Source organism: Neobacillus sp. K501 (assembly GCF_053749995.1).
In genome coordinates this window covers 30,929-52,049 of sequence record NZ_JBSLYA010000003.1, presented here as the reverse complement: position 1 = coordinate 52,049, position 21,121 = coordinate 30,929, and the positions used below count along the sequence as shown (strand labels likewise).

Genomic DNA, 21,121 nt, shown 5'->3' with positions numbered 1-21,121 from the left:
ATGATGGACATTTCCTGGTTATTTAAATATCGTTGCAATCACATCGTCAATCGACATTTGACTGTCTACTACATATACGCCTGGGCGCAATTTATTTTCTACCCCTTTACTCTCGACGTTTTTCGAGAATTCAAAGGCATTTGGAATTAAACCCGCTCCGACAAGGACGTTGCCGACATCGATACTGGTCATTCCGTCTGCAACATTAACGATTACTTTCGTTACAGTTTTACTTTCTTCTGCTGGAGCTTCATTCTGATCTGAACCTTTTGCTTCTTTTAAGGCTTTTTCATAATCTTCCTTGGTTAGTACTACAAAACCAGCTGCTTCAAGCTTTTCTTTCATTTCACCTTCTGATAATTGAACCGTTTCAGCTACTTTCGTTTCAGAAGATTTAGCAGAAGCTTTTTGATCGTCGCTGCCACTAGTGAAGTAAACGGCGCCACAAATAGTAGTAGTAATAAGAATTCCTGCAGCAAAGCTGCTCATTAAATTAATTCTCATTGGCTACTTTTCTCCCTTCATCCTTTAATTTCTGATAGGGAGCAAGTAGTTGTTCAATTTCGCTCATAGGTACTTGTTTTTGCTCGGCAATATTCTCAATAGAGTAATTACGTCTATATAAGTCTATTACTTCACGCATGAAAAGTTTTTCTTCAGGAGAAAGTTGAATCCCTGCTTCCTTCATAACCACTTCCATGTCAAGCTCTAGATCCCGAATGGAATCTTGAATCGTATTGATTTCTTTCATCATAGATATATGAACCATGTCAACTTGATTATGGTTTACTTTTGCCGTCTGATTAGTCTTCACGATCGAAATCACAAGTAATAAAGTGGATACTGCAAACAGTACTGCTAAAGTCCATTCCATCAAAATCTACCTCCTTCTTTTGAAAAGAATTACACAAGAACATATTATACAACGAAACTAGTAATTTTTCGATTTTAAACTCAAAAATACATCAAAAGTCGTAGAGATTTGGCAAATTGCGGGGAAATAGTAATTCGATGATGATCCGTAAAAAAGACTGCTGACAACGTCAACAGCCTGAAAGATTGTAAATGATTGATCCTATTTGATTTCCCTTTTCTCATATACCGCCTCGCTGACAATATTGTACATCCGCTCAACACCTTTATCCGAGGCCTCAAAACTATAGGCATTTTCTATAGCAATTCCCAGGCTATCTGCTTCTTTTTCCGCGTCAATGTTTGCACCAAGGAAGATGAATTCCCACTGGTATATTTCTTGCTGATGTTGAATTAACTCCTTTACTTTTTTATAAGTAAACTCCCGGCTGGAATTTTCATATCCGTCTGTAGTAATCACAAAGATCACCTTACTTGGCTTTTTCTCTTCCACTATATTGGATAGCCGATACCCCACATCAAGAATAGTTTTACCGACTGCATCCAGCAGTGCCGTACAGCCTCGAACAAAGTAATCCTTTTCCGACAGTCTAACTTCTTTCGCATCTATCCCATTCCATAATATTTCATATTGTTCATCAAAGAGCACAGTTGTGACGATTGTTTTTCCCTCTAATTTCCTTTGTTTCTCAATAAAACCATTAAATCCGCCAATCGTGTCACTTTCAAGTCCAGCCATCGATCCACTTCGATCAAGTAAAAAAATGATTTCAGTTAAATTGTTGTTCATCACTATCATCCCTTCAATGCTTTTTATACTATAATGGTAATGGAATTCATCGTTTATTTGGTCGCTTTGGAGGCGACATTTTCCGGAGGGAACTTATGCTCAGTCAAGAATTATTACTAGAATTACAGCAATATATTGAATCTCAAATAAACTTACGTACATTTGCAGTAATTAAGTCGGAACCCTTTTTTGAAAGGAATCTTTCAGAAGAGCTTCATTGTAGTGAAATCGAGGATTTTATTAATCTGATTCGGAAACCCAACTTTCAAGAAATCTTATTTGGCTTTATCGATCGTCATGGTGGAAGTGATGCTGATATTTACAAGAAAGCTGGACTCGATCGCAGGCATTTTTCAAAAATTCGTTCCGGTCCCGATTATCGTCCAGGGAAAAATACGGTGATTGCTCTGGCTTTGGCACTTGAACTAGAAATTGAGGAGGCTGATGACTTGATGAGTGCTGCGGGATACACCTTGTCTGACAGTGATACAACGGACTTAGTCATACAGTTCTGCCTTGAGAAAAAAATATATAGCATCGATTCTGTTAATCATGCACTGGATTACTTTAGCTTAAAGCCGTTGATTGGCGTGTTAAAATAAGTGCTTTATTTTATCCACAAACAAAAGAGCTATGATTTTCACATTGAAATCATAGCTTTTTATTAATTGGCTGTAGTAAATTCCCCGGAACCTCAGGTTATTACCCTAACTGGCGTTTAAAGGATTTATTGGCGAAGAAGTAAGCGATGACCATGATGCCGATACACCAGGCGAGCGCGATCCAAATATCGTTGCCAACAGACCCTTCGTACAAGAGGGCACGAATCGCATTTACGATGGAAGTCACGGGCTGGTTTTCAGCGAAGGCGCGGACAATTTTAGGCATGGTTTCAGTAGGGACAAACGCCGAACTGATAAACGGCAGGAAAATCAGCGGGTACGAGTAAGCAGTTGCCCCTTCCATCGACCCCGCTGTCAATCCAGGAATAACCGCCAGCCACGTCAACGCCAGTGTAAACATCCCGAGGATCCCAGCTACCGCCAGCCATTCTAGGATATTCGCGTCGGAACGAAAGCCCATCAATAGTGCTACGAGGAAAACCACCACAATCGTAAGTGCATTAGAAACAAGCGAGGTCAACACGTGAGCCCACAAGACTGACGAACGCTTGATAGGCATGGTAATGAAACGCGCCATCAGCCCGCTCTTTACATCTGTAAACAGCCTTACTGAAGTGTAAGCGACGCCGGATGCAACTGCCATTAGTAAGATGCCCGGCAATAAATAATTGACGTATTTGTCTGTGCCTGTTTCGATGGCACCGCCAAATACGTAGACAAAGAGCAGCATCATCATTATTGGTGTAATTGCCACCGTGATAATCGTATCCGGGCTGCGCATGATGTTGCGCATTAATCGTCCTAATAAAACCCCTGTTTTGCTTTTCATTTATTTCTCCTCCTTTTTGCCGATGATCGCTAGGAAAATATCCTCCAATGTCGGCTGCTTCTCGATATATTCCACTTTCGCTGGTGGGAACATCGCTTTTAGTTCGGTAAGGGTACCAGTCGTGATGATTTTTCCGCCATGCAGGATGGCAATGCGATCCGCCAGTTGTTCGGCTTCCTCCAGGTACTGAGTCGTAAGCAAGATGGTCGTGCCACCGCCGGCAAGCTCCTTGATGGTATCCCAAACTTCAATCCGTGCTTCGGGGTCAAGCCCTGTCGTCGGTTCGTCAAGAAAAATGACTGCTGGAGTCCCGATCAGGCTCATGGCGATATCGAGCCGGCGCTTCATCCCACCAGAATACTGGTCCGCCCGGCGGTTGGCGGCATCGGTTAAGCTGAATCTTGCAAGTAAATTGTCGGCGACTTGAGCGGGATTCGAAACTCCGCGTAACTTGGCGATCATGATCAGGTTTTCCCTTCCGGTGAGCATCCCGTCTAAAGCGGAGAACTGACCTGTCAGGCTGATACTCTGACGAACATGATCCGGTTGTCGTTGGACGTCAAAACCGCAAATAGCTACTTCGCCGCCATCGGACTTCATCAGTGTCGAGAGGATATTGACCGTGGTTGTTTTCCCCGCTCCATTTGAACCAAGAAGTGCGAATATTTCCCCAGGCATCACCTCAAAATCTACCCCCTTTAAGACTTCCTTGTCTTTAAAGGATTTTTTTAAACCTTTTGCAGAAATCGCTGCATTACTCATACTTTTTTCCCCCTTAGTAGTTCCTTCCGAAGCTTGATTACGTAAACTCCACTATTAAGTCTGACTAATAATCTGTATCACTTACTACCTAGTTAAAAATATAACTGAATAGTGAAAGTGGTCATTCACATTGTAATCAGCTATTCAGTCGGTATTATTTATTGAATTTATTTTTACCCAATTGCTTCATGATACTTTGATTCAAATCTTCGCGATATTTGGCGATATAGGTTTTAGCGTTTGCCACTAGTTCGTCGGCAAACGAGGCCACGTCGTCTCCAGTGATTTCCAGCACTTGTCTGCCTTCCGCCGCACCGGCTTCGAATAAATCGATTAATTCATACTGCATGTGTAGCATATCCATCCCGTTGCCTGCTGCGAAATTCCACATGTAGTTTTGAATTTTCTTAAATACAAACTGGTAGTCCTCGGGAAGGGCTTCAACCCTTGCCATCATCATCTTATACTCTTTTTTATCACCAATCATTTTTTTGAACATTTCCAACATGTTATTTTTCCTCCCTTAATAATATAAGACATTCCAAAAATATCGAACGGAATATCTTATGTAGTTATCTTGACTTCAATGCGTTAATTTTTGATGAAACAAAATCCCACTTTTTCCAAAACAATTCAAGTTCCTGACGGCCAGCGTCATTAAGTGAGTAAAACTTACGGGGCGGCCCCATATCTGAAGGTTTCTTTTCAATATCCACCAACTTTTTCTTTTCTAATCGGACAAGAATGGTGTAGACCGTCCCTTCCACGACTTCGGTAAACCCAAGATCATTCAGGCGGCGGGTAATCTCGTAGCCATAGGTTTCATGGCGGCTGATGATTTCCAGCACGCAGCCTTCCAGGGAACCCTTTAGCATTTCAGTTAAATTTTCCATTTCCAGAGTCTCCTTTCCCTCCTCTATTTTGTCTGACTTATATTCAGTATAACTTAGTACTGGAGAAAATATTTACCGAATAGCTTTTGGGATATCCCGCTATTCAGTATTGCTTATTACATGTATATAGTAACACCAAGTAGCAAAGGATGTCAATTATTTTTCTTAAAAAAATTTATGCAATCTCACAAGTAAACCCCTACCTCCATTGAGATAGGGGTTCACTGTTTCCATGCTACTCCACTGCTACTTTTGCAACAATCACATCTTTAAGAATTTTTTCAATGACTTCATCTGGAATTCTCATCCCGATTCCAGATGGATCCTTTTGAACGGCTGGGATTAGTTTCGGAATATCGGCTGGATTAATGGGAAAATCGGCATAATTCTCTGGCAAATCTACTCTTCTTAGCTCACTAATGGCATCAATACATTGAGCTAGACAAACTTCTGGTTTCTCTGACGGATTGGTAACGCCTAGTGCCTCTGCAAATGGGCGAATTTTCCCCAAATATAACGGGGCGAGATGCCTCATGACATTTGGCAACAGGACAGCATTGGCTAACCCGTGCGGGATACCGTATTTTGCACCCAAGGTATGGGCGATGTTATGAATCGGATTTTCACCAAATGTCAGCACAAAACTGTTAATCCCAAGCGCACTTGCCTGAAGCATGATCGAACGTGCTTCGACGTTATTCCCTTGATGGACAGCCGTTTTTAAATTTTTTACTATTAACCTAATTGCTTGTAATGCCAAGGCATCCGTCATCGGGTTAGCCCTGGAAGTAAAGAATCCTTCGACCGCATGGGTTAATGCATCCATTCCTGTAAAAGCAGTAACTTTTGCCGGCAATCCCACCGTTAAATCCGGATCGAGGATGGCGATATCCGCATTGATATACGGATTTAATAGATTGCATTTCACTCCGAGCAATTCATTAAAAATGACCGCAATCGCTGACACTTCCGCACCTGTTCCAGCAGTTGTAGCAATTGCTACATGCGGGATCCCTATCTCCTTTGCCTTTGGCCACACTTCAATGATATTACCTCTTAAAGCAAGGGCGATATTGTTGATGTTTTTATGGAGTGCCCATTTGATTCCTTTAACAGTATCTAGAACACTTCCGCCTCCAATCGCAATTATCGAGTCACCATTACACTCTTTAAAATATTGGATACCATTATTGATATTGCTAGATTTTGCATCCTGTTCAATTTCATCAAATACCCCAGCCAATTGAATCCCTGGGACTGCTTCAAAAATATCAATCATTTCTTGCGTCAGTCCTGCATTTGTCAGCCCTTTATCTGAAAAAAGTACAGGGCGTGACCCTCCTAATCCTTCGATTAAGTCAGGTATAAGTAAACGCGTTCCTGCCCCAATAGATGAAATAGGCGACATGCCCCTTCCCATGCAGGTCAAATTATTAAGGGTTCTCCAAGAGCGAGAATTTGAACGTGTTGGAGGGACGGAGTCCATTCGTGTGAACGTACGAATCATTGCGGCCACGAATAAAGATTTGAAAAAACTGGTTGCAATCAATGCATTTCGCCAGGATTTGTTTTACCGCCTAAATGTCAATTTCGTTTGAAATTCCTCCGTTACGTGAGCGTATGGAAGACATTCCCTTGCTTGCCGTGTCCATTGCAAAAAAGTTTAGCCAGCTTATGAGCCTAGACGAAATGGTTATTAGTGATTCAGCCATGTCACTGCTTACTTCACATCATTGGCCAGGAAATGTACGTGAACTCGAAAACACCATCGAACGAGCCATGAATTGTGTAAATGATAACCGATTAGACGTCGAACACCTTCCAGAATACCTTCAAATAGGTAGCCCCACACATAATCACGCATCTGAAGAAAAGAAGCAAAATCCCGTTTCTACAAAAGCAAACTCACAAGCAGATCTCAGCCATGAACTCTATAAAACATCCATCAACAAAGTAGAAAAAGACACGATCTATATCGCTCTTAAAAGAACAGACGGAAACCATACCGAAGCCGTAAAAATATTAGGAATCAGCCGATCCCAGCTTTACAATAAAATAAAAAAACTTGGTATTTAAAGAAAGGCGTCTCGCCGTAAGGGCGCTGGAGCTAGCAAAAAATGGTTGGTGTTTATTCACCAACCATTTTCTACGATAAATACTTTTTAGAACTCAATTGTATTTCTTCCCGTTGGCACTCAGATTGAAACGGACATATTGGACATTCTTTGTCATTGTAAGTTTTGCTATATCTTGAAGGATCTTCAATCAAATCCTTAATAAACTGCAAATATTTTAGCCCTTCTTCGATATCTTCCGCTGTCGTGGTAAAGATATGTTTTTTTCCGTCCATTAACGTAATGATTTCCATTCTTTTCGGTCTGAGTTGTAAAACTTTTTCCGAAAAAACAATCGATAAATGGTAGTAAAGCTTTAACATTTCTGGAGTTGCCTCAACCAAGTATTTTTTTATCACAAAGGAAGAATCCGACCATTCTACTACATCAAAGGTTAAGGACAAATTAACTTCTAATTCTCCAACATATGTATTTAATCTCTCAAACAAGAACAATGGTGGTACATTTTTCGAATTAGCCGTAAGATTCTCCATTAAATAATCCGTAATCTTTGCAATCACCTGATAATACTGTATCCTTGATTCAAATATTTGGGGAGAAACCTTGCTCCAATAGTGTGCCGTTAAGGAGAGTACTTTTAATGTATGACGATGCTCCGCTGGCAATTGATAAAAGGAATGAACCACTTGATTCACGACATGTTGAACAATCTGCCGCCAATCTAACCGGCGTTTCTTCTTTTCATAGTAATCATAATAAAATTTATATGGACAGGTAATGAAGTCCTTTAAATACTCTTCTGTTAAAGAATGTGATTGGTTCATTTAATATCCCCTCCTTATCAAGAAGCTAAGTCTGCAGATTTCCGTTCCAAGTGTAGTGTTTCCTAATAGATAGTTAAATCATAATTGATAATGATTATCAATGTCAACAGATTATCTTATCTTTCTAAATTTAATTTTGAAAAAGCAAGAAAGTGGTCAATTATCTGTAAAATTCACATATATTTTTTTGAAATGTCATATTAAAGGAGGCAATGAGGATTGATGAAATCAAAAGGAAAGCGGTTGCAACGTGTGCAAAGACTTGCTCATGAAATTATGGACGAAATGAATTTAAGGAAAGAGCAAAGACCAACAGAAATCCTAATGGTGGTAATCGATAACCTGTCTCGTGCTGTTGGTGATCTTTCAGACCCTTCCGGAAACTACTCTCTCGATTACTTAGAAGAAAAAGTCGAAAAAGCCCATACTTTACTATTTGATAAGAAAAAAATAAAGTCTTACTAATGAAATAGATTCACACATCTATTAGCTGCAGTCTCTTTGACTGCAGTTTTTTCCACTTAGGGCTTTGCTATTACCCAACTACCCTTCTCCTTTAAATTTGGGGCACTCCAGAGACTCTGCTGTGACCCAACTCCTCTTCTTCTTTAAATTTGGGGCACTCAAGTGGCTCTGCTGTGACCGAACTCCTCTTATTCTTCAAATTTGGGGCACTCCACTGGCTCTTACTATGAAACTCAACCTTAATAAAAAAATCAAAAGCCCAGTCCAAGACTGAGCAATAGTGGTTTCATATACTTTTATATCGTTAACCCCTTTTTTTGCATTTGCATCCAGACCAGCACCAATGGCTACACCTGGACTTAAACCCAAAACTTATAGTGATCTCTTAAAAGTAATAAAATCGACATTAACAGGTTCGAACTCGTCAGCTCTTAATCTAAGATTTATCTGTCCCCGATGATACTGACCGTGAAGGGCGACATGGGTTAAGATATCCCTTATAGAATTGTGAAACTCCGTCCCTTTGCTATTACTGTAGGAAATGATTTCATCAAGACTATCATCGTCTATCTCAGAAAGCAATTGAGTAAAGTTATTATTATTTAGTTCTACAAGTTTTGTACAGGTATCTAAATCCACTTCTGCCCAGATTGGTAATGTAGAGCTATCCTCTCCTTTTATCCTCGTTGCCCACACCTGTTCAGCGAAAAGGATATGTGAAAATAGGTTAATAACCTGCTTACTATCGCTATCCCCTTTAATCATTTTTAATGTTTCCAGAATGCGTAAATTAGCCCAATGTAAATGCTCATACATATTTTGGAGTGTTTCCATCTGTACCACCACCTTATTTATCATATATGGTAAAGAATGAGGATACCTAAGCATTTATGCAAAAAAAATTTTAATAATAATCATTGTTAAGTATTTTTCCACATATTTCTCATGCATTAGGGAAAATTCGTTGTAACGCTTCTTTCATTTGCGGTTTCACATTAATTTTTGGTCGAGCAACCTTAGCCATTTCTTCAGCCTCTTCGATCGTCTTAGCTTTACCTATAGACAATAAAGTTCCAACTGCTACTGTACCCGCACGAGTACTTCCGCCACCACAATGGAAATATACCTTTTTCCCTTCGTTATAGGCATTTACAACATGTTGGATTGATTTCTCAATTGATTCATCTTGATGCTCGGCATCGTCAACGATTGGAGTATGGATTCGATCATACCCTGATTTGTTTTCATATGACTCGGCTCGCAAATCGAAAATAACATCGGCTTTTTCGTTTTCCATCATATCTTTTACATCGTCTGCTCCACCAAAATATATCCGATTTTTAATTAATTCGTTATAGTTCTTTGGCATCAAATACCCACCTTTTATAATGATTTAAAACAGGAATTGCTTGTGCTAAGTTAACACACCACACTCGTGTTAAACCCACCATAGATTTTGTGGTTTCTAAAGTGCTAATAGGCACAAGTTAAATTTCATTTTGACGATCGAAATCAAAGTAATCCGGTGTGGATTTAGTTAAAGGAAACGCTTCATCTTTAGAAACTCTTATCATTTCACTTGGAAAGAATTTGTTAAAGTACTTTTCAACTCGAAGATGTATGTCTTTACTGTACCAATCCGATAATCCATGCTCCTCAAATAATTTTGGCATGCCTAATCTTGTGGATCGTTTCCCCATTGCTCCATCGCCAATACTTAGCGTATCGATCCAGATATGGTCCACAATCCCTTCCAGCAAGTTAGGGAAGTCAGGAGTAAATGGCAGCACAGGAGAAATCGAGGCTTGAGTCGTTATTCCCGCATCGTGGATTTCTTTTATTGCTTTTAGACGTAATATAATTCCAGGTGCATATGGTGCAAATATTTGCTTTACATCTTCCCGATCTGTTTCAATCGTCATCGAAACAAGGACCTCACATTTTTCTTGTAATTTTAGTAACAAATCAATATCCCTTGTAATCAGCGGGCTTCGTGTTTGAATTTGAAGAAAATCAGGCGGATTTTCAATCATTTCTTGTAGGATCCCACGTGTAACGGTAGCTGTACGTTCAACGGGTTGGTATGGATCGGTTGCCGAGGACATAAAAATATTTACCGGATTGTCCTTCTTGCGAAGTTTCATGATTTCTTTTCGGTAATTTTCTGCTGCATTCGACTTGATGTTCAACCATTCTCCCCAAGGGATACCTTTGAATCTTTGCATCGGCATTTCCCTTACATAGCAATATCTGCAAGAAAACGCACAACCACTATAGGGATTCAAGGAATGCGTAAAACCAACATCCAAATACCCTTTTGCTTCGGTTAGAATATTTTTGGATAGAATTTCTTTCATATCAATCCCCATCTCAGTTGCTCCTCTCCACCATCAAGTGAAAGACATGATACTAAAAACCTCTTGAAAGGTCCTTTAATATATTATTTCTTTCTGGAAACACTTTTGCAAACATTAGGAATGATTTCATTCTTTGGCAGCTTCAGATATTTAATGAATAGGCCATGTATTATTTTTCTCTGTTGTAATCTCTGGAGTAATCTCTGGTATTGCTTGGTTCAAATTGATCTCACCTAAATACTATTTTGGTCTATAAGGATCCTCATTCTGAACGAAAGGTCTGCTCATTTTAGTTTATTGCAATCCCATGCTCCACATATACATCATCATAAAATAACCGATGGAACTTCGAATCGGCGATTCCGTAAAAATAAGCAAATGGATTGCGGACTTTTGCTGTCTTTACTTTATTGATGAGCTGCTTAAAGCTATGGAGCGCAATAGCAAGGACTTCTGGCTTTTCTTCACAGACATTCCGATAAGCAGCTATTTTTGCCATTTTCCAATATTCTTCGATGGTCTTCGCTTCTGGATAGAAATATTTAACGAGCTGGACAAATTCCTGAGGAACTCGATCACTAACAAAGTTGTGATTTAATTCTAACGGCGCTTCTGTACGTTCTTCTATCTTTTGATTAATAGTTTTAGAAGGAATAATAGTTTTATTTAGGTAGTTCAATTCTTCCGGTTTGGGTGGTTCATTTGCAGGAAAACGATTAAAAACATAGAGATTACTTGATTGAGAACCGTTCTTCCTTTCCGTTTCATGGATTGTTAGAATTCCTAATACTAGTGCTTTTTGCGTCATGCGTTTGAACGTTGAGCGGGAAATTCCATTGTCATGATAGTCCTCGTTAATCGATTTTAGAATCGTTCCAATTTTCGCATTGCACACACCAGGAAATTTCGCAGCAAAGCGAACCAGCCGTTTCAATCCGACTAGCTCACCCTTTGTAAACTCCTGTTTATGTTCCAATAACCACATTTCCATGTTCATATTAAACTCCTTAAGACTTGTAAACTGTGAAAAATGCTCGAAGCCTACAATATTGACAGATTTTAAATTCATATTTTTGCACCACACTTTCTACCTTCTATATAGAAAGGAGTGTGTATATGGGACAGGGTGGTTAGCAGAAAAATATGGCAGATTCGTGAATGTTTTCATGTTGGGAAAATACGTTAGTAAAATAAAAATTTAAGGTATAAGGATTTTTTCCATAATCATTACATCAACAAAGCATCCATCTAATTTCCCTTGGTTTTTAAATACCCCGACTTCTCTATATCCATTTTTTCTGTAAAGACCCTGCCCTAAGTTATTGAAAGGGAATGTAAACAGGATGATTTTATTAAAGTCATTCTTAATCGCGATATATTCAATTTCTTTAATTAATTTTGAACCGACTCCTCTTCCCCTATAATCTCTTCTTATATAAATTGATAAATCGGCTACTCCGGCGTAGGCGCAACGATTAGAATAAGGATTTAATGAAGACCATCCAACTATTTCGTCGTCATTTTCAATTACTATGATGGCAAAGCGGCCGTTATGGGTTTTAAACCATTCCCTCATGTAAGCAATATCTTTCTGGTTTTCTTCCAACGTTGCAACCCTATCTTCAATCCCTTGGTTATAAATGTTTAAAATCGATTCCAGATCATTTATTGAAGCCTGTCTTGTTATAAAATCCTGTCTCATTTCTTATACCCCCCTAAATTTTCCTTACTAATAACCATTATATAATAAAATTTCCAATTTCAAAGAGAAAATGGTTGCAATTTGCAAATAAATTGTATATAAATAAATCAGAGGTGAAAAGCAATGGAAAACGTTAGAGAAATGTTCCAAATTATGACAAGACGATTTGGTCTTTTAAATAAAAACTGTTGTCAAATAGGTGAAACTGAAATATCCCTTGTACAGAGCCATATCCTTTATGAAATTCTCCGTAATGATAAACCTTCGATGCAGCAAGTTGCTGATACTCTGGGGATGGATATAACGACTTTTAGTCGCCAAATACAAACACTAGTAAAAATGGAATTGGTTAAAAAAACACCTCTTCCTGATGATCGACGTGTTTCACTCCTTACTTTAACTGCTCAAGGAAATTATGTAGCGGCAAAAATTGATGCAGAAATGAACCAATACTTAAATGAAGTATTTTCAAATATGAGCGAATTTGAACGGGAAATGGTCATTAAATCCGTTAAATTACTAAACGATGCCATGTCAAAATCCACTGTTTGCTGTAAACCATTAATTTGAGCAAGGATCACTTGCTCTTTTATAATAAATAAATACTTGCAAAATGCAACTAAAAAAAGGAGGTAGTTATATGTTTTTAAACGAAATGCAGTTAAAAGCTTATTACGAAATGAAAAGAGAGGAAATGGAAAGAGCTGTATTGAATAGCAAATATTCTAGAACAAATGGAATGGAAAGGTTATATAGAGAGTTCTTCTATAAGCCAAATCCTAAAAACACACAAAATAATCTTACAGAAACACCATATTGCTGTAATATCACAACCCAACCAATGTGTTGTGATAATTAACAATCAAAATTTGATTGGAAATGTGGTTAATAAATGGGGGGGAGCTTATGTGGTCCGAAGTATTTCATAGTTTTTTATCAATAGCATTAGAACTAACCGTATTGTTCATTGGAATCTCTTTTCTAATAAATCTATTACAGGGGTTCATTCCATATAAAAAGATGGAACGAATGATGGAAAAAAGCCATCCATTAGTAAGTGCACTAGTTGCTTTAGGATTTGCATTTATCACACCATTTTGTTCATGCTCAACCATTCCAGTTGTAGTTACTCTCCTAAATAAAAAGGTGCGATTTGGCATTGTCATGATTTTCTTATTCTCTTCTCCCGTTCTCGATCCAACCATAATCACACTGATGACAGCAGTCCTCGGAGTAAAAGTTGCCGTTACTTACACAGTGATAACATCCATCCTCTCTGTGATAATTGGTTTTGCTTTAGAAAAGCTTGGTTTTGAAGAACAAATAAAAAATGTTGTAGTAAAGGGGTATCAAGAACCAGATAAGAAATTTCAATTTAAAGCTGCATTAATTGAAACGCTACAACTAATGAAAAGTGTGTATCCATATTTACTAATTGGTGCATTTATAGGTGCATTCATTCACGGAGCTGTTCCAACCAGTTGGATATCTACTTTTATGGGGGGTGATAAGTGGTGGCTCGTTCCTATAGCTGCGATTATTGGTATTCCACTCTATATTAGACTTTCTACTATGATACCAATTTCCCAAATCATGATAGCCAAAGGGATGGCTTTGGGTCCAGTAATGGCTCTCATGATAAGTTCAGCAGGTGCAAGTCTACCTGAGTTAACTTTATTAAATAGCATATTCAAAAAGAAACTCGTCTTCGCGTTCGTTGCTTCAGTCTTTACGATGTCTACTATGTCTGGATTTTTATTCTACATTATTTAAGGAGGGAACTATAATGAGTATCCTAAAAGGTCTATTTCAAAAGAAAGAAAGTTCATGCTGCAATGTTAAGATTGAGGAAGTAAAAGAAGAAGAAAAGGTTCAACCTGAAGAAGTACAAAAAAACAATTGATACTAGGAGGAAGATGAATGAAATACGCACATGTAGGTCTTAATGTTACAAACCTAGAAAAATCAATCGAGTTTTATAGTAAAGTTTTTGGAGTTGAACCGGTTAAAATAAAGGCTGATTATGCAAAGTTTCTTCTTGAATCACCTGGATTAAACTTTACCCTTAATCTTCGGGATGAAGTAAGTGGCAATCAAGTAGGACATTTTGGAATTCAGGTTGAAAGTACTGATGAGGTTAGTGCTCACAAGAATAGACTTGAAGAAAATGGTATTCTTACACAATACGAAGAAATGAACACCACATGCTGCTATGCTCTCCAAGATAAATTTTGGGTTCTTGACCCTGACGGAAACGAGTGGGAGTTTTTCTATACAAAAGCAGATGTTGATGTAAACAGTGAAAATGTTTCATCTTGTTGCACTCCCGAACTGGAGGTTGAAAAGACGACTATTCATAGTACTAATACAACCAATTGCTGTTCGAAATAATTTCATGATATATTAAGGGTCTCATCCTTAGTTGAGACCCTTTTTTAGGGGGGAATTGTATGACCGTGAATCATGCAGGTGCTTTAAAGAAGGAGTATTTTTTATCTTATTTAAATCTAATTAGACTTTCAAGAAATTGTACGGTTGAGCAAGCAAAAGAGATTGCCATGGAGATATTTTTCCATTGCAACATTGAGGAATACGGCATACAAACATATCATCAATTTTTGGATGCATTTCATGAACTTCAATTAAAAAAAGACCTATAAAGGTCTTTTTTAACAGCATCTTCCTGTATTACCTATCATTGAAATCCCATGACCATTTCCACTTCGATCAAGTAAAAGGTCTTCGGTGTTCGGTTCAATAATAGGGTCAATTGCTACTTTTATATCATTTATAGTGACGACAATATCGTCTGCTTCTGGCTCATCCAGAGCCAGTCCAATCCGAGGCTGTCCTCAGCCAAAGCCATCAAAAAAGATACGAATGTTGTTAGCATTCTCTTCTTTGAACATTTTTTTAAATTCATCGCGAGCTTCGTCGGTGATTTTCATGTCCATTTCCCCCTCTTGTACTACCTAATTACTTTAATAACTTCTAAGAATAAAGAAATTAAATTACTTCCCAATGAAAGCCATGAGGGAATAATTTCTCCTGGCCATCCAATCCTCTTACTCACCCGTTTCAGCAAAACGCTTAATGCGATCGCCGATTTCATCTCGGACACGTTGGAAAAATGCCCATTTTTCCTCTTCCGTTCCTTCTGCCCTTGCAGGGTCATCAAATCCCCAGTGAACTCGTTTTACATATGGAGGAGTTACCGGGCAGTGATCTAGTGCATGTCCGCATAGAGTAACAACCAAATCAGCACTGTTTAAAATTTCAGGGTCGATAACATCAGATGTTTGGTTTGAGATATCGATGCCCGCTTCTTTCATTGCTTTTACGGCATTAGGGTTTAATCCATGAGCTTCAAGCCCGGCACTTTTCACTTCCCACTCATCACCAAGATGCTTTTTAGCCCAACCTTCTGCCATCTGGCTTCGGCAAGAGTTTCCTGTACATAAGAAGTAAATTGTTTTTTTGTTATCCATGTTGTTTTCCACCTTTATGATTAGTTTTTAGCTGCGTGTTCTTTAAAATATTTTCTTTTAAACCATAAAGCCACGTTTACTAATGCGATCATTACTGGTACTTCTACAAGTGGGCCAATAACTGCTGCAAAGGCTGCGCCAGAATGGATACCAAATACACCAACAGCTACAGCAATTGCTAATTCAAAATTATTACTTCCAGCTGTAAAAGCGAGGGTTGTTGTTACAGGATAGTTTGCTCCAATTTTCTTTCCCATGAAAAAGGAAACAAAGAACATGATCACAAAGTAAATTAATAAAGGAATGGCAATACGAACTACGTCTAATGGCAAGCTTACAATCGCATCCCCTTTTAAAGAGAACATGATAATGATCGTAAATAATAAAGCAATTAATGTAATAGGACTAATTTTAGGAATAAATACTTTCTCATACCATTGTCTGCCTTTTGCTTTAACCAGTGTATAACGTGTAATCATACCAGCAAGAAATGGTAATCCAAGATAGATAAAAACCGATTTTGCTACTTCTATCATAGTAATGTTAACAACAGCACCTTCGAGTCCAATCCATTCTGGAATGATTGTTACAAACACATACGCATAAACGGAGAAGAATAGCATTTGGAATATAGAGTTGAATGCTACTAACCCGGCTGCATATTCCGAATCTCCTTTTGCAAGATCATTCCATACAATGACCATCGCAATACAACGAGCCAAGCCAATCATAATGAGACCAACCATATACTCTGGTTTATCTGGAAGAAAAATAATGGCTAATAAAAACATAAGAGTTGGTCCTATGATCCAGTTTTGTACAAGGGATAATGCCAATACTTTTACATCTTTAAATACTCGCCCTATTTCCTCATAACGAACTTTCGCTAATGGAGGATACATCATTAAAATTAATCCAATAGCAAGTGGAATCGATGTCGTTCCAACCTGCAAGTTGTTCATGCTATCAACAAATCCCGGGGAAACAAATCCTAATCCGATTCCTATTGCCATAGCAAGAAAAATCCAAATCGTTAGGTATCTATCCAGGAAAGAAAGGCGTTTCTTTGATGTCTTACTCATTTTCTCACTCCCAATTTAAAATAAAACTAGCAACCGCATCGAAGTGTGGGGTTGCTTTTTTCAATCATTTTGATTTTATCTATTTGATTAGGCACATGTTCTAAAATACTCTGTATCATTTCATATAACTCGTTTTGTTGATTCAGCGAATAGTATATCCACTGACCTCTCCGTTCTTCCTTAACGATTCCCGCATCTTTTAATTTTCGCAGATGCTGGCTGATCGACGGCTGACTGGTATCGAACACTTCTAGGAATTCACAAACACAGCATTCACGTTGTTTCAAAATTGCCACAATCGTCAAACGTGTTTTATCTCCCAATAATTTTAAAACGTTAGCAGCTCCCTCTAATTCCATTATTGATTTCAACATTACAAACACCTCCAATCTCTATATAAGTAAATAATAATATACCTATTTAAAATCCATAAAATTATATATTGTTTACATTTTTTGTTGAATAGTCATTACTTATGCAATCCATTCAAGGATTAATAGACGTCTTGCTACACGTTAAATCAATATATAACTATATGCTTATATCATATTGAAAGATCAAATTGAATGCAAGACCTTAAATACAAAAATCTCGATCTTGCAAACTATCCTGTTCTGTGTAAAGAATGGTAAAATTATATTGGAAACAAAGTTATTGATTAAGGAGTACAATTTTTATGGTTAAATATCCCTTTCTAGCTGTAAATTTTCTATTTTCATTCCTCTTAACCCAGTGTTCACCCAATATGATCCCTTTTAATAATCCATTAACAAATGTTAAGAATTATAAAATCTATTATGGAGAAGTGAATGATTCTGAGGCAGAACAGCTAGGTAACTATGATATGGCAATTCTAGAACCACATCAAGTCAACAAAGAACATGTCTCAAAAATTAAGGAAACTGGAACACTTACTTTCGGATATATCAGCATTATGGAATTACAAAATTGGGATAAAAAGTTTGTCAGTAAAGTAAAGGAAAGCGATTATTTATTGGACAATGCTGAAAAGATTTATATTGATAAATGGGATACCTACTTAATGGACATCGCCAGTACACGCTACCAACAGCTATTAATAAATGAAATTGAGGAAGAAATTATCCAGAAGAAGTTTGATGGAATTTTTTTAGACACAGTTGGAGATATTGATGATTTTTATCATGATAACGAAGAAGTGTCCGCCCATTTACGGGCTGGCTACCACGTGCTCTTACAGACAATCACGCAGAAATACCCAGACATGCTTCTTATACAAAACTGGGGGTTCCCTACATTAAAAACGATTTCAAAGGATTATGTTGACGGAATTATGTGGGAAGACTTCAACAAAAAGCAATTAACAAATAGCCAGTGGGGACAAAAGTGGGTCAAATACCTACAAAAACTTCAGCAAAAAGAAAACCTAGCAGTCTTCACTGTTGTGCACGATAAAAATAGTGCCAAATATAGTGAGGAGCAAGGCTTTATTCCCTTTGAAAATAAAAATGATCATTACCATTAAAAAGAGACAGCTCCCTACAAGGGTCTGTCTCTTTTAATTTAAGGTAAATTGGATAATTTTTTTGGTACGAGAGGTTGTGAACAGAACGTGTAATAATCAATATTATTTAAATAACGGTTGAATTTTCTTAATCCAAATAGCAAACTTATGAATGCGATGAAAAAAATAGAAAATCCTAAATTCCCAAACTGCAGGAGAATCACTGTTAGCAGCATGCTGCCAATAGTATAAATCCCGATTGTCCAGCATGCCCCATTTTGATCATCATAGTAAAGTAAAAGTAATACTACCGTGTACATTAGGATGAAAAACAGATAACCTAGAACGAGCATAATAAAGATTTGAATTTGTTCAAAGGTTAATCCTACTAAAGGGAGAAACTTCACCCCAAGCGCAATCGAACAAATGGCCACAAATAATTGCATTTCAGTCATAAAGGTTAGCTCAATTTTTAGAACACGGAACATGTCTTTCTTCGCTGATAAAATATCCTTCAAGGGAAAGGAATTTAGAATCCGATTATAGTACATTTTGTATACAGAATAAAAGGAAGTTTCAAGTGAAACAACAAATAGGACCATCGCTGGAAGCACACTTAAATAAGCAAAAAAGACAGGGACATCATAAAAAGGAGCAATAATAAAAGTTTCAGCAACCTTATGCTGGTATGGTCCCAACCAAACAATGAAGCTATGTCCGTATAACCCTAAGGTATAGAGAAATCCGCAAATAAATAACAATGGATATTTCTTTATATAATGGAGGAAACGAAAATACTGAAAGTTATTCACCTTAAAGTATTCACGAATATACTGGATGAACTTTACCACCATGAAAAAGAAACCTAAATCCAAACATGCCATCATCGCTGTCGCACTATTGATTTGAAAAAATTTAATACAAACGAAAATAGCTAGTCCTGAAATCGTTACCCCAATTAGAAAGCTTTTTACGATCTTCATGTAATTTTTCAAGGCAGAGACATACATGCATAAAATCCAAACGATAATTAGTTCGACAAAAAATATATAGGAAGCAAATTTAAAGTTGAATTCGAGCGGTGAGTTTAAAAAAAACAAAAATGCGGTGATACCACCAATCAAAATACAAATCGAGATAACTCCATATAAAGAGGATAAAATATTCTCATATTTTTCTAGGAAAATTTGGTCTGCAACAAATCTTGATATTGTTAGATTAAAACCACCGGTGATGATCTGTGAAAAAATCAATGCATATTGTGATCCTGCTAGGAACAATTCCCGTTCAGCGTATGGAGTATTTGCCGCTTGAAGCAAAAGCTGAACAAATGTCATGAGTAGAATACATAAAGCTAGCGGACCTATCGTGACAACCGTCGAATAGCTATACGCACGAACATTGGCCAAAAGTCCATGTTCATTAAATAATTTCTTTAATTGAAAACCTATTCCTGCCATTCGCTTTTCACCATGTCTTCATAAAGTTGTTGATACTGTTCAATAAAGCGTTTCTTTGTGTAGAAGCGTTTTGCTCGTTCACGCCCAATATTGCCCATTCTTTGTCTCATCTGTTCATTATGACTTAGATAGATAATCGCTTTTGACATCTCAACATAGTTCATGACCGGAACCACGATTCCCGCCTCACCTAAATCATCCTGCTCCCCTAAAAGAAGGCCTTTACAGTTGCCTACATCAGTTGCAACCAACGGTATACCACAAACCATTCCTTCAAGCAGCACAAGTGGTTGACCTTCACTGATACTTGATAGAACGAGAACATCTATCTGATTCAAGTAGTCGCGAACATTTACCTCTCCAGTAAAGAAAACATCTTCTAGTTGAAGATTTTCAACCATCTGGATGCACTCTTGATAGTAATCCTCATCTTCATCGGTAGGCCCGATAATAGAGAATTTTGCATTTGGTATTTCCCGTTTTACAAGAGCAAAGCTCTGAAGCATCGTTTTAATATCCTTAATGGGTACTACTCGGACAATCGCCCCTATATTTATCTCATCACCAGGATTCTTTCTTTTTTCTGGCATTGAAGAGTAGTCCGCAAAATCAACCCCATTTGGGATAATCGAAATTATATCAGGGGTACAGCCTAGCTCAACCTGGATATTTTTATTTTTTTGAAATAATGAAGTAACCTGATCGGCAGAACGGTAGGCGCAATTGGAAATATTGTAAAAGTATTGAATCCAAAGATCTTTAAAATAACCTTTTACCCATTGTGATTTTATGATTTCTTCTTCTCTTTCCCGTGAATAAATCCCATGCTCTGTTAAAAGGAACGGCTTACGATGTAAAAATTTCCCTAATCCCCCAAGGACACCAGCATATCCGGTAGAAACACTATGATAAAGATCCGCCTTAGGTAATGGATGCTTCATACAAAGAAATAGAGGTAATACCATTGAACGCATCATCCAAAACATGTCTGTAAATGGAACTTGGTCATAGTTTTCCAGACAAATTTCATGAACAACATTGAAGAAGTCTTTACTCTTCAAGAAATTAATCGGAGAATCGATACGATTTCCTGAAAACATCGATAATAAAGTGTCCCAATCTGGTTCCCTGCTAGCAAATAAAGATTTCAAAGCTTGTTTCTCATTATGAGACAATTTAAAATCTCTTCCCCATTTCATTTCATTTTCAGTAAAATCATCTAAAAAAACTTCTTCAATATGAAGCAGATTTGCTGGAAGTGAATACTTAAACTTCCCTTTGGATTTTTTCTCAGCACCAATTGCATAAATAATAAATTCATGTTCCGGAATATTCGTTATTAGTGTTTGAACCCAGCTAGAAACTCCCCCGGTTACATAGGGGTAAGATCCCTCAGCGATGATACAAATTTTCAT

General features: G+C 37.7%; 29 protein-coding genes. 10 read left to right on the top strand and 19 right to left on the bottom strand.

Annotated elements, in window-relative coordinates:
- Positions 1-18: 18 nt before the first annotated feature.
- The 3 genes from ACWM35_RS08275 to ACWM35_RS08265 all read right to left on the bottom strand — a co-directional run bounded on the left by ACWM35_RS08275 (position 19) and on the right by ACWM35_RS08265 (position 1,663).
- A complete protein-coding gene (locus ACWM35_RS08275; protein ID WP_454817235.1) occupies positions 19-504 on the bottom strand; it encodes an aminodeoxychorismate lyase in 486 nt (161 codons plus the stop codon).
- Complete coding sequence (locus tag ACWM35_RS08270; RefSeq protein ID WP_454817233.1) at positions 494-874, bottom strand: hypothetical protein; 381 nt, start codon at positions 872-874, stop codon at positions 494-496. The genes ACWM35_RS08275 and ACWM35_RS08270 overlap by 11 nt, the downstream gene beginning before the upstream one ends.
- A 201-nt stretch (positions 875-1,075) precedes the next feature.
- Complete coding sequence (locus tag ACWM35_RS08265) at positions 1,076-1,663, bottom strand: vWA domain-containing protein (RefSeq protein ID WP_454817232.1); 588 nt, start codon at positions 1,661-1,663, stop codon at positions 1,076-1,078.
- A gap of 95 nt (positions 1,664-1,758) precedes the next feature.
- On the opposite strand from ACWM35_RS08265, the gene ACWM35_RS08260 reads away from it, so the two are divergent.
- Positions 1,759-2,265, top strand: a complete 507-nt coding sequence (locus ACWM35_RS08260) for a hypothetical protein (protein ID WP_454817230.1) — start codon at positions 1,759-1,761, stop codon at positions 2,263-2,265.
- 100 nt (positions 2,266-2,365) lie between these two features.
- On the opposite strand, the gene ACWM35_RS08255 is transcribed toward ACWM35_RS08260, so the two are convergent.
- The 5 genes from ACWM35_RS08255 to ACWM35_RS08235 form a co-directional block, all read right to left on the bottom strand.
- Positions 2,366-3,115 (bottom strand): ABC transporter permease, encoded by a 750-nt coding sequence (locus ACWM35_RS08255; protein ID WP_454817228.1) that lies wholly within the window; start codon positions 3,113-3,115, stop codon positions 2,366-2,368.
- Positions 3,116-3,877: an ABC transporter ATP-binding protein gene (locus tag ACWM35_RS08250; protein ID WP_454817226.1), complete on the bottom strand. Its 762-nt coding sequence runs from the start codon at positions 3,875-3,877 to the stop codon at positions 3,116-3,118. It lies immediately after the preceding gene.
- A gap of 154 nt (positions 3,878-4,031) precedes the next feature.
- Entirely contained in the window at positions 4,032-4,385 is a 354-nt protein-coding gene (locus tag ACWM35_RS08245; protein ID WP_454817225.1) for a DUF1048 domain-containing protein, read from the bottom strand.
- A gap of 64 nt (positions 4,386-4,449) precedes the next feature.
- Positions 4,450-4,770 carry a PadR family transcriptional regulator gene (locus ACWM35_RS08240; protein ID WP_454817223.1) on the bottom strand — a complete coding sequence of 107 codons (321 nt, stop codon included), beginning with the start codon at positions 4,768-4,770 and terminating at the stop codon, positions 4,450-4,452.
- 235 nt (positions 4,771-5,005) lie between these two features.
- The gene (locus ACWM35_RS08235) at positions 5,006-6,178 is read right to left on the bottom strand and encodes an iron-containing alcohol dehydrogenase (protein ID WP_454817221.1); all 1,173 of its coding nucleotides are present in this window, start codon (positions 6,176-6,178) and stop codon (positions 5,006-5,008) included.
- Positions 6,179-6,188: 10 nt separating this feature from the next.
- On the opposite strand from ACWM35_RS08235, the gene ACWM35_RS08230 reads away from it, so the two are divergent.
- Both ACWM35_RS08230 and ACWM35_RS08225 read left to right on the top strand, forming a co-directional pair.
- Positions 6,189-6,368 carry a sigma 54-interacting transcriptional regulator gene (locus ACWM35_RS08230; protein WP_454817219.1) on the top strand — a complete coding sequence of 60 codons (180 nt, stop codon included), beginning with the start codon at positions 6,189-6,191 and terminating at the stop codon, positions 6,366-6,368.
- 46 nt (positions 6,369-6,414) lie between these two features.
- On the top strand, positions 6,415-6,846 hold the full coding sequence (locus ACWM35_RS08225; protein ID WP_454818124.1) for a helix-turn-helix domain-containing protein: 432 nt from the start codon (positions 6,415-6,417) through the stop codon (positions 6,844-6,846).
- Positions 6,847-6,916: 70 nt separating this feature from the next.
- On the opposite strand, the gene ACWM35_RS08220 is transcribed toward ACWM35_RS08225, so the two are convergent.
- Positions 6,917-7,669, bottom strand: coding sequence for a PD-(D/E)XK nuclease family protein (locus ACWM35_RS08220; RefSeq protein WP_454817217.1), 753 nt, complete (start codon positions 7,667-7,669; stop codon positions 6,917-6,919).
- Between the two features lie 222 nt (positions 7,670-7,891).
- Between ACWM35_RS08220 and ACWM35_RS08215 the strand changes: the two genes are divergently transcribed.
- On the top strand, positions 7,892-8,134 hold the full coding sequence (locus ACWM35_RS08215) for a hypothetical protein (RefSeq protein ID WP_454818122.1): 243 nt from the start codon (positions 7,892-7,894) through the stop codon (positions 8,132-8,134).
- A gap of 372 nt (positions 8,135-8,506) precedes the next feature.
- On the opposite strand, the gene ACWM35_RS08210 is transcribed toward ACWM35_RS08215, so the two are convergent.
- The 5 genes from ACWM35_RS08210 to ACWM35_RS08190 form a co-directional block, all read right to left on the bottom strand.
- Complete coding sequence (locus ACWM35_RS08210) at positions 8,507-8,968, bottom strand: DinB family protein (protein WP_454817215.1); 462 nt, start codon at positions 8,966-8,968, stop codon at positions 8,507-8,509.
- 109 nt (positions 8,969-9,077) lie between these two features.
- The gene (locus ACWM35_RS08205; RefSeq protein WP_454817213.1) at positions 9,078-9,503 is read right to left on the bottom strand and encodes a protein-tyrosine phosphatase family protein; all 426 of its coding nucleotides are present in this window, start codon (positions 9,501-9,503) and stop codon (positions 9,078-9,080) included.
- A gap of 118 nt (positions 9,504-9,621) precedes the next feature.
- Positions 9,622-10,503, bottom strand: a complete 882-nt coding sequence (locus ACWM35_RS08200; RefSeq protein ID WP_454817211.1) for a radical SAM protein — start codon at positions 10,501-10,503, stop codon at positions 9,622-9,624.
- A 277-nt stretch (positions 10,504-10,780) separates the two neighbouring features.
- Positions 10,781-11,560, bottom strand: a complete 780-nt coding sequence (locus tag ACWM35_RS08195) for a hypothetical protein (RefSeq protein WP_454817209.1) — start codon at positions 11,558-11,560, stop codon at positions 10,781-10,783.
- 129 nt (positions 11,561-11,689) lie between these two features.
- Positions 11,690-12,193 (bottom strand): arsinothricin resistance N-acetyltransferase ArsN1 family A, encoded by a 504-nt coding sequence (locus ACWM35_RS08190; protein ID WP_454817207.1) that lies wholly within the window; start codon positions 12,191-12,193, stop codon positions 11,690-11,692.
- Between the two features lie 123 nt (positions 12,194-12,316).
- On the opposite strand from ACWM35_RS08190, the gene ACWM35_RS08185 reads away from it, so the two are divergent.
- The 5 genes from ACWM35_RS08185 to ACWM35_RS08165 all read left to right on the top strand — a co-directional run bounded on the left by ACWM35_RS08185 (position 12,317) and on the right by ACWM35_RS08165 (position 14,853).
- Entirely contained in the window at positions 12,317-12,763 is a 447-nt protein-coding gene (locus ACWM35_RS08185; RefSeq protein WP_454817205.1) for a MarR family winged helix-turn-helix transcriptional regulator, read from the top strand.
- A gap of 70 nt (positions 12,764-12,833) precedes the next feature.
- The gene (locus tag ACWM35_RS08180; protein ID WP_454817203.1) at positions 12,834-13,052 is read left to right on the top strand and encodes a hypothetical protein; all 219 of its coding nucleotides are present in this window, start codon (positions 12,834-12,836) and stop codon (positions 13,050-13,052) included.
- Positions 13,053-13,099: 47 nt separating this feature from the next.
- Positions 13,100-13,966 carry a permease gene (locus ACWM35_RS08175; RefSeq protein WP_454817201.1) on the top strand — a complete coding sequence of 289 codons (867 nt, stop codon included), beginning with the start codon at positions 13,100-13,102 and terminating at the stop codon, positions 13,964-13,966.
- A 147-nt stretch (positions 13,967-14,113) separates the two neighbouring features.
- Positions 14,114-14,584 carry an ArsI/CadI family heavy metal resistance metalloenzyme gene (locus ACWM35_RS08170; protein WP_454817199.1) on the top strand — a complete coding sequence of 157 codons (471 nt, stop codon included), beginning with the start codon at positions 14,114-14,116 and terminating at the stop codon, positions 14,582-14,584.
- Positions 14,585-14,643: 59 nt separating this feature from the next.
- On the top strand, positions 14,644-14,853 hold the full coding sequence (locus ACWM35_RS08165; RefSeq protein WP_454817197.1) for a hypothetical protein: 210 nt from the start codon (positions 14,644-14,646) through the stop codon (positions 14,851-14,853).
- A 405-nt stretch (positions 14,854-15,258) separates the two neighbouring features.
- Here the strand turns inward: ACWM35_RS08165 and arsC are convergent, their stop codons facing one another.
- The 3 genes from arsC to ACWM35_RS08150 are packed head-to-tail and all read right to left on the bottom strand — an operon-like array spanning position 15,259 to position 17,137.
- Positions 15,259-15,681 carry an arsenate reductase (thioredoxin) gene (gene arsC / locus ACWM35_RS08160; protein ID WP_454817195.1) on the bottom strand — a complete coding sequence of 141 codons (423 nt, stop codon included), beginning with the start codon at positions 15,679-15,681 and terminating at the stop codon, positions 15,259-15,261.
- Positions 15,682-15,701: 20 nt separating this feature from the next.
- Positions 15,702-16,763: an ACR3 family arsenite efflux transporter gene (gene arsB, locus ACWM35_RS08155; protein WP_454817193.1), complete on the bottom strand. Its 1,062-nt coding sequence runs from the start codon at positions 16,761-16,763 to the stop codon at positions 15,702-15,704.
- 26 nt (positions 16,764-16,789) lie between these two features.
- Entirely contained in the window at positions 16,790-17,137 is a 348-nt protein-coding gene (locus ACWM35_RS08150) for an ArsR/SmtB family transcription factor (protein WP_454817191.1), read from the bottom strand.
- A 302-nt stretch (positions 17,138-17,439) separates the two neighbouring features.
- Between ACWM35_RS08150 and ACWM35_RS08145 the strand changes: the two genes are divergently transcribed.
- Positions 17,440-18,267: a putative glycoside hydrolase gene (locus ACWM35_RS08145; protein ID WP_454817189.1), complete on the top strand. Its 828-nt coding sequence runs from the start codon at positions 17,440-17,442 to the stop codon at positions 18,265-18,267.
- Positions 18,268-18,305: 38 nt separating this feature from the next.
- Here ACWM35_RS08145 and pelG read toward each other — a convergent pair whose 3' ends face one another.
- Positions 18,306-19,706, bottom strand: coding sequence for an exopolysaccharide Pel transporter PelG (pelG, locus tag ACWM35_RS08140; protein WP_454817187.1), 1,401 nt, complete (start codon positions 19,704-19,706; stop codon positions 18,306-18,308).
- Positions 19,694-21,121, bottom strand: a complete 1,428-nt coding sequence (gene pelF / locus ACWM35_RS08135) for a GT4 family glycosyltransferase PelF (protein ID WP_454817185.1) — start codon at positions 21,119-21,121, stop codon at positions 19,694-19,696. Before pelF ends, pelG begins: the two co-directional genes overlap by 13 nt.